The following is a 12,289-nucleotide window of genomic DNA, read 5'->3' as shown; positions in this document are numbered from 1 at the left end:
GGGACGACGCCCTGTTCGCTTCGTCCCGCGCGTTGAGCCCGAGGTTTAGCCCTCGTAGCTGTGGTCCCCGTAGTTGGAGTCGCTGCGCAGTCCGGAGACGCCAGCCCCCTTGCGCAGTGCGGCGCGGTCGCGGCCCACGCTGCGCAGGGTTGCCGAGAGGGATTCCTCGAACTCCGCGAGGGTGGAATCCACGTAGCGGTCGCACTCGTTGCGCAGGCGGTCGGAGTCCGCGTGGGCGGATTGCACGATGCGCTGGGACTCCGCCTCGGCGTTGCGGACAACCTCGGATTCGGAGACAAGGCGCTGCTGCTCGGCGATGCCCTCGTCCACGGAGCGCTGGTAGGAATCGTTGCCGGCCTTGATGAGGCGGTCGGATTCCGCGGCGGCGCGGGAGGTGACGTGGTCGTATTCGTTGCGGGCCTCGGTAACCAGGCGGTCAGCTTCGTCCTCAGCCTGGGCGACCGTGGTGGTGGCACGCTCTTCGGCGTCGCGCACCATCGCCTCCGCGCGGGCGTGTGCCTCCTCAAGAATCCGGTCGCGCTCGGCTTCAGCGTCGGCGACCATGCCGTCGGCGCGATCCTCAGCGTCGTGGAGGATCTTGTCGCGGTGGTCGAGGACGTCCTGGGCGTCGTCCATCTCGATGGGAATGGCGTTACGCATCTCGTCGAGGATGTCGAGCACCTCGCGGCGCGGCACCATGCAATTGGATGTCATGGGCACGCTATAAGCCTGCTCCACCATGTGCTGGAGATCGTCCATGCCTTGGAAGGTTTTGTACATGCTCACCACTATTCCATGTTCCAGGGCATCACTCGCGGAGAAACACACCGGTCACAGGAATTAACAATTTTTTCTTTCGCTGGAGTCGGTGGTCACGGAGCTTTAGGACTCGGCGAACTTCGCCTTCACTGCCTCAGCCACGGGCTCCGGCAGCAGCCCAGAGACATCCCCGCCGTACTTCGCGACTTCCTTGCAGAGGGTGGAGGACACGTAACCGTACTCCGGGCTCGTGAGCAGGAAGTAGGTATCCGCCCCCGAGAGTCGCTGGTTCATCTGAGCCATCGGCAGCTCATACTCGTAGTCCAGGGAGCTGCGCAGCCCCTTAACGAGTGCGGAGATGTTGTTCTCGGTGAGGTAGTCCACCAGCAGGCGGTCCCACGTGTCGATCCGAATGTTCTTCGGACGCCGCTCCTCCGGCAGGTCCGCGATGGCTGCCTCGATGAGTGCCACCCGCTCCTGCTCATTGAACAGCCCGTTCTTGTTGGGGTTATAGGTCACCAACACGATGACCTCATCCCACTGGGCCGCAGCGCGCGTGAAGATGTCGAGGTGACCGTTCGTCACCGGGTCAAAAGATCCTGGGCAGACTACTCGCATGGTGTCTTAGTGTAGCGCTGGCCGCCCCGCCGGGCACCCGCCGCTCCCCTCCCCTTTTATGCAAATTGCTTCAGCCCCGCCAGATCGCCATATCGAAGCGCGCGATGCCAAAGGTGCGCTTCTTCACCTTCTGACCCGTCGGCTCGAATCCTTCAGGCCATGCGGTCTCCGGGCTCTTGCTGTTTCTTTCGACGACGACGACGGCGTCCTGCGCCAGCGCCGGGATCAGGGCTGCCAGCATGTCCGCCACCGCGTCGTCGGCCAGTTCATAGGGTGGGTCGGCAAGCACCATCGTGTAGTGCTGCTTCGGCGCGGTCGCCAGGAAGGTCATGGCTTTGGCGTGAACCACGTGGGTGTTCGGATGCCCCACCGTCGCGATATTCCGTTTGATGGTGCTTACCGCCCCGTCGAGCGCCTCGACGAGCGTGACATCCGCCGCGCCCCGGGAGGCGGCCTCGAGCCCCAATGCCCCGGAGCCGGCATAAAGGTCGAGGACAACCTCCCCGGCTAGCCCGAAGCGGGCCTCCAGGGAGGAGAACAACCCTTCGCGGGCCCGGTCGGAGGTCGGCCGAGTGACCTGCTTGGGGATCTTGATGCTGCGGCCTCCCGCCTGTCCGGCGATGATGCGGCTCATTAGTCCTTGGCTCTCCTTGTTCCTCTACACACCTGGCGCCTACCCAATGACCGCGCTGTATGGCCCTGTGGGCTAGCCGCGCTGGATATACGCCTGGTCTTCCAACTCAATGTCCGCGACGAGTCGCCGGGCTAGCTCTTCCTGCTTCGCCACCAGCTCCTGGGCGTAATCCTTGGCCCGCATGATGATCTCACCATCGCTTGCGAGGTTCAGCAGGCTCGCTCGGCGGGAGCCGGCCCCGGATTGGTCGTCGCCGAGGATATCTCCCTCGGTTCGCTGCTCGAGGTCCAGCTCGGCCAGCGCGAAGCCGTCGGTCGTCGCCGCGACCGCCTCAAGTCTGTCATAGCTGGCAGACCCCGGCAGTGTGGTGGTGTGCAACATGCACCAGCCATCGGCCGAGCCTCGGCCGATGCGGCCGCGCAGCTGGTGCAACTGGGAAACCCCGAAGTTTTCGGCATCAATGATCACCATCACCGTCGCGTTCGGGACGTCCACCCCGACCTCGATGACGGTGGTCGCGACCAGCACATCCGTCCGTCCCTCCGCGAAACCCGCCATCGCGGCGGCCTTCTCCTCGGGCGCCATCTTGCCGTGCAGCACATCCACCGTGCAGTGCGCCAACGGGCCCGACGCCAGCTTCTCCGCCCAGGCCAGAACCCCGTCCTCGCCCTCGATGCGCGGCACCACGACGAAAGCCTGGTGACCGGCGGCGACGTCCTCGGAAATTCGCTGCCACATGCGGTCCACCCACGCGCGGCGACCGGCCTGGACGACGGCGGTGCGCACCTCACCGCGTCCACTCGGCAGCCCAGGCAGGACGATGGGTTCGAGATCACCGAACATCGTCATCGCGACGCTGCGGGGGATCGGTGTGGCCGTCATGACCAGCATGTGCGGGGTCTTGCCTGTCGCGGCCTTGTTCTTCAAATAGTCGCGCTGCCGCACGCCGAAGCGGTGCTGCTCGTCGACGACCACGAGCCCCAGGTTGAAGAACTCCACCGAATCCTGGATCAGCGCGTGCGTGCCGACCACGATGTGTGCCTGGCCACTGACGATGTCCAGCAGGGCTCGGCGGCGTACCTCAGAGTTCTGGCTGCCGGTGAGAACCGTGATGGTAATCGGGAGCCCCTCGACCAGGCGTGTCAAGGTCTGCGCGTGCTGCACCGCCAGCACCTCCGTCGGGGCAATGAAGGCGCACTGCAAGCCAGCATCCGCGGCCGCCACCATCGCGAGTGCTGCGATCAGGGTCTTACCGCTGCCGACGTCGCCTTGGAGCATGAGGTTCGCCGGCACCGTGGAATCGAGCGCTTCGGCGACCCGGTCCCACGCGGTCGTCTGCCCCTCGCTCAGCCGATAGGGCAGGCTGTGGATGAAGGAGGCCAGCAGCTCGGAGTGCAGCGCATCCACCCGCGGCGAGGTGCGCCGCGTGGAGTCCGCCGCCCGCAGCGCCATGACGAGCTGCAGCTCCAGGGCCTCATTAAACTTCAAACGTTCGATCGCAGCGCCCGGCCCCTCCTCTGGTGGCTGGTGAATGCCTCGTAGGGCCGCATCGAAATGGATCAGCGGCGCACCGTCAGCTCCGGTCGGCCACGCAGGCACCGATTCGGCGCCGTCCACGCTCGTCCCCGCCGCGGTGGGATCCGGCAGCATCTCCGGGATCGTCTCACCCCCTGGCGTCGGCGCGAGTGGGCCGCGAAGGATCTGGTCCACCACGCCGATCAGCTCCGCGGTCGAGGTCCCCCGCTTGCGCGGATAACCAGGAAGGTAAGGCATGCGCAGCAGCTCCTCGGCCGCCTCCTGGCTGCCCGCGATCGTGACGATGGTCTTCAGCGAGCCATAAGCCCCAAAGCGTGCGCTGGGGCCCGGGTCGATCGTCACATAACTGGGATTCTTCAGCTGCCACTGGTTGCGAAACGTATCCAGCTTGCCGTGCAGCAGCAGGATCGCGCCGGGCTGGATCACCCCCAGGTGCATCTTCGGGTTACCGAAGAGCGCGGACTCCATCTGCACGCTGCCGTCGGTAAAGCGGAAGCGGATGAAGGTTCGCGGCCCGCGGCCCGAGAAGTTCTCTTTCTGCTCGACCCCCAGGATCTGAGCCACGCAGGTGTACATTTCGCCTGGCACGAGCATGTCCAGCTGGTCAGACGTCCCCAGCCTGGCGTAGCGGGTCGGGAAGGTCAGCAACACATCCTGAAGGGTCTTCAGCCCCGGCTTATCCGCCAGGTTCTTCGCCCGGTCGGGGGTGGTCGCCGTGGTGAGCGGGCGGGTGTCCTGCCAACCGAGCATCTACTCGACACCCACCTGCACCGCAGCGCCCAAGCCCCGAGCATGATGCTCGTGGAATTCCACGCTGGGGTGCTGCTCGCGAGCGCGCTGCACGAAGGCCTCCACGGCCGTAGCCACAGCGGGTTCGGAGGTGATGAAGGTGACGAGTTCCCCACCATCAGCCAACAGGTCAGCCACGGCCTGCGGCAGCTGCTCAGGCGGGCCCTGCCACCAACGCTGGGACACACTGGCGTCCAGCATGTCCGCCGTGTTGTCCTCCCAATCGTTCGTCGGATCGAACACCGCAAGCGCTGCCAGGCCCCCAACCAGGGAGTCGGTGTCGATGATGTTGAGCTGACGGCCACTGCCCTCCCGCTGGGCTACCTCCAGGATGGCCGCGGGGTCCGCCCCGTTGGTGAGCACAGCGATATCACCGGCGGGCAGCTGCTCCAGGGCGGCCCGGGTCTGCTCCTCGCTGGCTGCTGGGTCAAGGCTGACGGCCCCCACGGCCGCGAAGATATCTTGCCCAACATCCTCACCGGAATCGCCTACCGCATCTTTCGCGCCCTCGTTGTGACCGGAAACCAGCGCGATGATGGGACGGGACGCCCGGCGCGTCGCGGCTACAGGCTTGCCCGGTTGGTTGGGCAGCACTTCAATCCGCAACTCGGTCACCTGTCCCAGGCCGAAGGCCTGTTCGAGCAGCGGGCCGGCCTGAAGGGTGTGGACGTGCACCTTCGCCTGTCCCTCGGACACGGGGGCGATAACGATTGAATCGCCATGCGTGGCGAGTACCTCGCGCAGCGGGTCGACGTCGCCGTGGAAGAAGAAGAGCAACTCCAGCTCGGCGGGGACACCGTGAGATTCGGCGGGGCTGCCGGGTGCACTACCAACTCCGGGACCCTCGTGCCCCGCTGCGCCGGAGTCCTTCAACGTTGTCCCTGCGACCCCACCGCTCAGGACGTCTTTGAGCGCTTCGAGTATGAGGATGAATCCTGCTCCGCCGGCATCGTAGACCCCAGCCTCGGCGAGGGCCTCGAGCTGGTTGGGGGTATCGAAGAGTGCCTCGCGGGCAGCGTCGAGCGACGCGTCGACGATCTCGCTCATCCCCTGGCCCGCCTCATGGGCGGTGCTCGCACCTGTGGCGGCCTGGCGCAGGACAGTGAGAATCGTGCCTTCCACGGGGGCGGCGATGGTGGACTCGGCAAATCCCACGGCGTCCTGGAGCATCCGAACCAGCGCGGCCGCGTCGATCGGCCCCTGGGCGGAGGCATCCGCGAGGGCACGGAAGACCTGGCTCAGCACCATTCCGGAGTTCCCTCGCGCACCCTTGACCGCGCCGGTGGCCAATAGCGCGGTGATGGCCGGGAGGTTCGCGTCGGTGGCGTCCTCCGGTTCCGGCAGCGTGCCCTCGCTGACCGCCGACTGGAGTTCCTCGCAGGCAGCGCGGACGGTGTGGGCCATATTCGAGCCGGTGTCGGAGTCCGCGATGGGGAACACGTTGATGCGGTTGATTTCCGCCTGAGATTCCTCGAGCAGTGTTGCTGCCCGGCGCACCCAATGGGTGACGGCGAGCGCGGAAATCGTTTCGGACATGCCTGCCAGCTTAACGGTCGAGGCGCCAATCCACGGGATCGGCACCCTGGGCCCGCAGGATTTCATTGGCCCGACTGAAGGGCCGGGAGCCGAAGAACCCGCGGTAGGCAGACAGCGGCGATGGGTGCGGGGACATGATGCAGCGCTCAGCCCCGATGATGCCCGCCAACTGTTGAGCCTGTTTGCCCCAGAGGATCGCGCAGAAGTGCTCGTTGGTTGCGACCTGGCGGACCGCGGCCTCAGTAATGGCCTCCCATCCCAGGCCCCGGTGGCTATTCGCCTGTCCCGCGAGCACCGTGAGCACCCGGTTGAGCAGCAGCACCCCCTCGTCCAGCCAGGGGCTTAAATCCGCGGTGGTGGGCCGGGGCAGGCCCAGGTCCTCGCTGTATTCCGTGAAGATATTCTGCAGGGACTTCGGGATCTGCGCGCCTTCAGAGGAGAATGCGAGCCCCACCGCGTGCCCAGGGGTGGGATATGGGTCCTGCCCCACGATGAGGCACTTCACCTCAGCCGGGTCGACTTCGAAGGCCCGCAGGATGTATTCCTCTGGTGGGAGGACCTGCTGGCCCGGCGCGTGGGCGGCCTGCGCCTTGTGCAGGGTTTCCGCCAGCCCGGGCAGCTGCCAATTGGGGTGCACGTAGATCATGGTGGGCCTCCTAGCACGTGTCGTGAGTGGCTTAGAGCGAGGACCAGCCCGCGGTGTAGGCCGGGGTGGCGCGATCGATGGTGACCTTCGGTCCCGAACCGGTTTGCGAGCCCGTGCTTCCGATGCGCCGGAAGCCGGTGGGGATGCGGGCTGCGGTGGTGGCCAGCAGGCTGTGGTCCTCCCCACCACTTAAGACCCACTTCCACGGGTCTTCCTTCAGGACGTCTGCCGCGTGCTGAAGCATCTCGTCGGGGGCAATGCTGTCTTCTTCGATGTCGATGCTGACTCCGGAGGACGTCGCGATGTGGTTGAGGTCGGAGATCAGCCCGTCGGAGTTATCAGTCATGCTGGCGACCCCGGCTGCCCGGGCGACGGTCCCCTGCCCCGCGACCAGGGTGGGTGCGCAGTGCCAGGTGGCCAGCTCCTGCAGTATCTCGTCGTCCGGGATCGCGGCCCGGCTGCCGTAGTGGCGGAGGATGTCCAGCCCCGCCGCGGAGTGTCCGAGCTTGCCGTGCACGATGACCTGCTGCCCCGGCGCGGCGCGGTTGACCCGCAGGGCGGGTGCGGGGCCGGTGAGCTCGCCCAGTGCGGTGATGGAGATGAGGAGTTCTTTGCCCTGCACGATGTCCCCGCCCACCAGTTCGGCGGCCCAGGGTTCGGCGGTGGCCTCAATTCCCTCGGCGAGTTCGCTGACCCAGCTCAGCGGGGTCTCGCCCGGGATCGCGAGTCCGAGCAGCGCTGCGGTGGGCCTGGCCCCCATGGCCTGGATGTCGGCGAAGTTTTGGGTGATGGCTTTCACGCCGACCTCGTAGGCCGTGGAGTATTCGGGCCGGAAGTGGCGTCCGAGGACGAGGATGTCGGTGCAACTCACGTGGCGTGAGTTCGGCGCGGTGGGCCGCAGGATCGCCGCGTCGTCGCCATTGAGCTCGCTGGGTGCCGCGCGCCGAATCGCCTGGATGGTGGCTGCCTCCCCCACCTCGCGCACCGTGGGCCCGGTGTATCGGGACATCCGCCCGCCTCCTTATAAGATGAGTGCCTATGAGCACACAGCGTAATCCACGGGGCGCATCCCCGGCCGCCTCGCAGGGCCCGACTACGGGGACTGATGCCCGGAGCCGTGGAGCAGGGGCTCCCCGTTCACTGGTCACGATCAGTCTGATCCTAGCTCTCGTCTTCACCGTCGCGGTGTTGGGGGGAGCCAAGATTCTTTCGGATCGGCAGAAGTATTCGGACGTCTCGGTCGGCGCCGTTGATGCGCCGGATGCGTTGGCTGCGGAGTGCTCCCAGCTGGTGGAGAAGGCCCCGGAGAAGGTCGGTAAGTTCCGGAAGGTGGGCATTCTGGATCCGGTTCCAGACGGCACCGTTGCTTACCGGGATACCAACGGTACCCAGCTGACCGTCCGTTGCGGCGTGACGATGCCGGACCAGTACACCGTCATCAGCCCGGTGTCTGCGACTGAGGGGGCAAGCTGGTTCATCGCCCAGGACGCCACCCCTGGTTCCACCCTGACCACCTGGTACACGGTGTCCGGGGAGCCGACGGTTGCGGTGACTTCTGAGGCGGACGGCGACCTCATCGAGGACGCGGTCGCGGACCTCTCCCCTGTTCTCGGCGACGTCGCGCCTTCTGAGTCCCCCGTGACCCCGGCTGCCCTGCCGCTGGCCGACGAGCCGGTGGCTAAGGACCGCAACAAGCAGACCTGCCGTTCCTTCGAGGAGGCCCTACCCGCGGAGATTGCTGGCTTCCGCCGCCTGAGCAGCGAGGAGCTGGGCGAGCTGATGGAAAACAATGCCACGGCCGTGGCCGGCGAGGACGCGCTGCGGGATCCGAAGCTCTCGGACCTCATCGAGCAGGCCAAGGGCGCCGCGGCGGATTCTCTGGTCGTCTACCAGCCCGAGAAGGATGGCAATGAGCCGGTTGTGGTTCGCTGTGGCGTTGCCTTCCCGGAGTCCTATGAGCGCGGTGAGCGGCTCTCCCAGATCGACGACGTCCCGTGGTTCGACGCCCCTGCTCTCGCGCAGGGTTCGACGATCGGTCACTGGTACGCGATTGGCCACGAGGAGGTCGTCGCCGTCGCGATGCCGCAGTTCAGCAGCGGCGATGTTCTGCCCACGGTGACGAAGGCGATCACCGAGAGCATGTCGAAGCGCGCCGAGCGTTCCTAGTACCTCTCGACGCGTGGTGAACCCACCCCGGGTTATTCCGGGGCCGCTTCCCCACTCACACGACAACGCCCGCCACGATGACCGTGGCGGGCGTTTTCCGTTGCCTTGGGCGTCGTATTAGTGCCGACGAGCCCCAGCAACCAGGGTGGTCAGCAGGTCGGCGTAGCTCAGACCATCGGCCAGGAACATCTGCGGGTACATGCTGATTGGGGTGAAGCCAGGCATGGTGTTGATCTCATTGAGGATCGGGCCAGCATCGGTGACGAAGAAGTCCACGCGTGCCAGGCCGGTGCAGCCCAGCGCCCGGTAGGTCTCGATCGCGAGCTGCTGCACCCGGCGCGTCGTGGCCTCGTCGAGAGGTGCTGGAATGGTGGCGCTGACGGTGTCGTCGAGGTACTTGGCGTCGAAGCCGTAAAAGCCCTCCTCGCCGGCGTCGGTGCCCTGCAGCATGGCTGGGGAGGATGCGACCAGGGTGCCGTCCTCGCGCTCCAGCACGCCGCATTCGACCTCGGGGCCGGTGATCATGGCCTCGATGATGACCTTTGGGTCGTGGGAGGCGGCCTCTTCGATGGCTGCGGGCAGGTCCTGCCAGCTGTCCACCTTCGAGATGCCGATGGAGGAACCACCCCGCGCGGGCTTGACGAACACCGGCAGGCCGAGCAGCTCGCGCTCATCGTTCGTGAGCTCGGCGCGGCCCTGCAGCACAACCTCCGGGCCGGTCGGGATGTTGGCCTCCCGGGCGATCTTCTTGGTGAACTCCTTGTCCATGCCCGCGGCGGAGGCCAGCACGCCGTTGCCGACGTAGCGGGCGCCCAGCAGGTCGAAGAGGCCCTGGATTGTGCCGTCCTCGCCGTTGGTGCCGTGGAGGACGGGGAAAATGACGTCCGCGGTGGCGAAGACGTCCCCGGTGCGGTCACCGGTGACGAAACGGAATTCGGTTGCTTCACCGGCGGCGCCGAGCATCGGCTGGATGTGCTCGCCGTGATCGGCGACGGTGGGCAGCTCGCGGCCGGAAGCGCGCAGCTGTGCGGTATCCGTGGTCCCCGGCACCCAGGCTCCCCCGCTGGTGATGCCCACGGGGACGACCGTGAACCGCTCTGGGTCCAGGTTGTCGATGATCGCTCCCGCGGAGATGCAGGACACGGAGTGCTCGGTCGATTGGCCACCGTAAACGACGGCGACGGTGAGTTTTTCAGCTGCAGTCACAGCGCTAACCCTACCCGTTTAAGCCTGTGAATCGCGGTAGCCCACCGTGGGGACGGCGCGCCCCTATCACTCGGGCTTGCGGGTGCGGCCAAGCAGCTGGTTGATGATGTCCTTGGGGCCGGCGTCCTCGTAGCAGACCTGCACCACCGCATCCGTGATGGGCATGTCCACCCCGGCCTTGCGCGCCAGCGCCTGGACGGAGCGACAGCTGACCACGCCCTCGGCTACCTGCCCCTTGGTGGCTTCGGCGGCTGCTTCCAGGCCTGCGCCCTCGCCGAGGCGCTGGCCGAAGCTGCGGTTGCGGGATAGTGGCGAGGTACATGTGGCAACCAGGTCGCCCATGCCCGCGAGCCCGGCCATGGTGCGCGCGTCCGCGCCGAGCTGGAGGGCAAGCCTGGTGGTCTCGGCGAGTCCGCGGGTGATGACGGTGGCATTGGTGTTTGCTCCAAAGCCGCAGCCCGCAGCGATGCCCGCGGCCAGCGCGATGACGTTCTTGGAGGTGCCGGCAATCTCGGCCCCCAGGACGTCCTGGCTGGTGTAGGGGCGGAAATACGGCGCGGCGACGGCGGCTTGGACGAAGCGGGCGCGGTCGTCGTCCTCGCAGGCGATGAGGGTGGCGGCGGGTTGTCCCTGGGCGACTTCCTTAGCGAGGTTCGGGCCGGTGAGCACGGCGACCCGGTCGCTGGTGACCCCGGCGACGTCCGCGATGACCTGGCTCATCCGCATCCCGGTCTCGTACTCGATGCCCTTGGCGAGGCTGATGATCGTGGCATTCGGCTCGATGTGCTCCCGCCAGCTGCTCAGGTTGCCGCGCAGCGTCTGGGAGGGGACGCCGAGCACCACGATCTCCGCACCGTGAAGTGCCGTGGCGGGGTCCGTCGTCGCCGAAAGACCTTCGGGAAGGACCACGTCCCCGAGGTAGGCGCTATTGCGGTGATTGTCGTTGACGTCGTCGGCGACCTCATCGCGGCGAGCCCACAGGGTGACGGGGTTGCCGGAGTCGGCGAAAACCTTCGCCACGGTCGTTCCCCACGAACCAGCCCCCATCACTGCTACCTGCACCATCGTGCGAACACCGCCTAAAATCTATATCCCGAATGCCTACGTATCTGATCCTGCATGGCCTCGTATAGGATCACTGTTGTTAAGTCAGCTTCCCAATTCTAGTCCCCGGACGGGAGGATTTTCCGCGTGATCACGAACAACGGCGACGGCGACCTATCCACATCCCTGGCGAAGTCCATCAATGGGCGCGGCCACGTGGCGCGAATCGGCTCCCGCCCCACCGAGGAGTTCGAGCGCCCGACGTTCGCTGCGGGCGCGGTGCTGTGGCGCCGCAACGAGCAGGGTGAGCTGGAGATCGCGGTGGAGCACCGCCCCCGCTACGACGACTGGACGCTGCCGAAGGGCAAGGTCGACCCGGGTGAGAACCTCGCGGGCACCGCGTTCCGGGAGATCCTGGAGGAGACTGGCTACCGCGTGGAGCTCGGCTGGTTGCTGGGCTACGTCCACTACCCCGTCCGCAAGCGCACGAAGGTGGTTTATTACTGGACCGCAGAGGCCGTGGACGGTTACTTCGAGGGCAACGATGATGTGGACGACGAGGTCGACGAGCTGCGCTGGTTGTCGCCGAAGAAGGCGCGCAAGTCGCTGACCTACCCGCTCGACCAGCAGGTTTTGGACGCGGCTTTGGAGCTGCTGGCTCTGGGGGCGAACCGTCGGGTCCTACTGACGCGCCACGCCCGTGCGCTGCCACGGCGGACGTGGAGCGGTGATGACGACAAGCGCATTCTGGATAAGCGTGGCCGTCGCCAGTCCGAGATGCTCGTCTCCCAGCTGGGGGCTTATGGGCCATCGGCGGTGTTCTCGGCGCGCCCGGACCGCTGCTTCGACACGGTCTCCCCGCTCTCCCAGGCTTTCGACCTTCCGCTGACGGTGTCCTCGACCTTCTCCGACGATCAGGTCGTGGCGGACGTCCCGGCGGCTGTTGCTGCGCTGAAGGCCACGGTTGAGCAGAGCAAGGTCGCCGCCGTGTCCTCCCAGGGTGCGGCGATTCCGGCAATGCTGGAGCACCTCTTTTCCGAGAGCGGTATCGAGGTCGAGGACGTGCGCGTGAAGAAGGGCAGCGTGTGGGTGCTGCACTTCAAGGATGATCAGCTGCTGGGTGCGGACTACCTGGCTAGCGCGTTGCCGGTGAAGTAATCCGGCTGGCCGGGCGGTAGGCACCCACTGCCAGTGGCCCACCGCCTGCACGGCGAGCCCCCGCCCCTCGATCGGCTCTGTGGCCGACCGGGGCGGGGTCTTTTCAGCTTTGCTGCCACTCTTAAGTTCTAGTGGTCGTTGCAACACTGATCTGAAGGGTTGGTGTTGGTGATGACGGTGTCACGGTGGGATCCACC

General features: G+C 66.4%; 11 protein-coding genes. 2 read left to right on the top strand and 9 right to left on the bottom strand.

The features are described from left to right. Positions 1-45: 45 nt before the first annotated feature. The 7 genes from QP413_RS06700 to QP413_RS06670 all read right to left on the bottom strand — a co-directional run bounded on the left by QP413_RS06700 (position 46) and on the right by QP413_RS06670 (position 7,527). Positions 46-780: an ATP synthase F0 subunit B gene (locus tag QP413_RS06700; RefSeq protein ID WP_070758832.1), complete on the bottom strand. Its 735-nt coding sequence runs from the start codon at positions 778-780 to the stop codon at positions 46-48. Between the two features lie 102 nt (positions 781-882). Beyond that, positions 883-1,377, bottom strand: coding sequence for a pantetheine-phosphate adenylyltransferase (gene coaD, locus QP413_RS06695; RefSeq protein ID WP_070758831.1), 495 nt, complete (start codon positions 1,375-1,377; stop codon positions 883-885). Between the two features lie 70 nt (positions 1,378-1,447). Beyond that, complete coding sequence (locus tag QP413_RS06690) at positions 1,448-2,011, bottom strand: RsmD family RNA methyltransferase (RefSeq protein ID WP_149121871.1); 564 nt, start codon at positions 2,009-2,011, stop codon at positions 1,448-1,450. Between the two features lie 72 nt (positions 2,012-2,083). Continuing rightward, positions 2,084-4,297, bottom strand: coding sequence for an ATP-dependent DNA helicase RecG (locus QP413_RS06685; RefSeq protein ID WP_284781232.1), 2,214 nt, complete (start codon positions 4,295-4,297; stop codon positions 2,084-2,086). Then, positions 4,298-5,872, bottom strand: a complete 1,575-nt coding sequence (locus QP413_RS06680; protein WP_284781231.1) for a DAK2 domain-containing protein — start codon at positions 5,870-5,872, stop codon at positions 4,298-4,300. A gap of 10 nt (positions 5,873-5,882) precedes the next feature. Beyond that, positions 5,883-6,518 (bottom strand): uracil-DNA glycosylase, encoded by a 636-nt coding sequence (locus QP413_RS06675; protein WP_148813334.1) that lies wholly within the window; start codon positions 6,516-6,518, stop codon positions 5,883-5,885. Positions 6,519-6,549: 31 nt separating this feature from the next. Continuing rightward, on the bottom strand, positions 6,550-7,527 hold the full coding sequence (locus QP413_RS06670; protein WP_284781230.1) for a thiamine-phosphate kinase: 978 nt from the start codon (positions 7,525-7,527) through the stop codon (positions 6,550-6,552). A 29-nt stretch (positions 7,528-7,556) separates the two neighbouring features. Between QP413_RS06670 and QP413_RS06665 the strand changes: the two genes are divergently transcribed. Beyond that, positions 7,557-8,684: a DUF3515 family protein gene (locus QP413_RS06665; RefSeq protein WP_284781229.1), complete on the top strand. Its 1,128-nt coding sequence runs from the start codon at positions 7,557-7,559 to the stop codon at positions 8,682-8,684. A gap of 117 nt (positions 8,685-8,801) precedes the next feature. Here the strand turns inward: QP413_RS06665 and QP413_RS06660 are convergent, their stop codons facing one another. Together QP413_RS06660 and QP413_RS06655 are read right to left on the bottom strand one after the other, a co-directional pair. Further along, positions 8,802-9,890: a D-alanine--D-alanine ligase family protein gene (locus QP413_RS06660; RefSeq protein ID WP_284781228.1), complete on the bottom strand. Its 1,089-nt coding sequence runs from the start codon at positions 9,888-9,890 to the stop codon at positions 8,802-8,804. A gap of 66 nt (positions 9,891-9,956) precedes the next feature. Next, positions 9,957-10,955, bottom strand: a complete 999-nt coding sequence (locus QP413_RS06655; RefSeq protein WP_284781227.1) for an NAD(P)H-dependent glycerol-3-phosphate dehydrogenase — start codon at positions 10,953-10,955, stop codon at positions 9,957-9,959. A 126-nt stretch (positions 10,956-11,081) separates the two neighbouring features. Between QP413_RS06655 and QP413_RS06650 the strand changes: the two genes are divergently transcribed. Continuing rightward, on the top strand, positions 11,082-12,092 hold the full coding sequence (locus QP413_RS06650) for an NUDIX hydrolase (protein WP_284781226.1): 1,011 nt from the start codon (positions 11,082-11,084) through the stop codon (positions 12,090-12,092). Positions 12,093-12,289 lie beyond the last annotated feature (197 nt).

Origin of the sequence: Corynebacterium sp. UMB4614, from assembly GCF_030217065.1 — a bacterium.
Classification (GTDB): domain Bacteria; phylum Actinomycetota; class Actinomycetes; order Mycobacteriales; family Mycobacteriaceae; genus Corynebacterium.
This window is presented reverse-complemented; position numbering and strand designations above follow the sequence as displayed.

What these genes read in the sequence shown, in the direction of transcription:
- QP413_RS06700 (WP_070758832.1), bottom strand. Translation starts at nt 780, where the DNA reads ATGTACAAAACCTTCCAAGGCATGGACGATCTCCAGCACATGGTGGAG.
- coaD (WP_070758831.1), bottom strand. Translation starts at nt 1,377, where the DNA reads ATGCGAGTAGTCTGCCCAGGATCTTTTGACCCGGTGACGAACGGTCAC.
- QP413_RS06690 (WP_149121871.1), bottom strand. Translation starts at nt 2,011, where the DNA reads ATGAGCCGCATCATCGCCGGACAGGCGGGAGGCCGCAGCATCAAGATC.
- QP413_RS06685 (WP_284781232.1), bottom strand. Translation starts at nt 4,297, where the DNA reads ATGCTCGGTTGGCAGGACACCCGCCCGCTCACCACGGCGACCACCCCC.
- QP413_RS06680 (WP_284781231.1), bottom strand. Translation starts at nt 5,872, where the DNA reads ATGTCCGAAACGATTTCCGCGCTCGCCGTCACCCATTGGGTGCGCCGG.
- QP413_RS06675 (WP_148813334.1), bottom strand. Translation starts at nt 6,518, where the DNA reads ATGATCTACGTGCACCCCAATTGGCAGCTGCCCGGGCTGGCGGAAACC.
- QP413_RS06670 (WP_284781230.1), bottom strand. Translation starts at nt 7,527, where the DNA reads ATGTCCCGATACACCGGGCCCACGGTGCGCGAGGTGGGGGAGGCAGCC.
- QP413_RS06665 (WP_284781229.1), top strand. Translation starts at nt 7,557, where the DNA reads ATGAGCACACAGCGTAATCCACGGGGCGCATCCCCGGCCGCCTCGCAG.
- QP413_RS06655 (WP_284781227.1), bottom strand. Translation starts at nt 10,955, where the DNA reads ATGGTGCAGGTAGCAGTGATGGGGGCTGGTTCGTGGGGAACGACCGTG.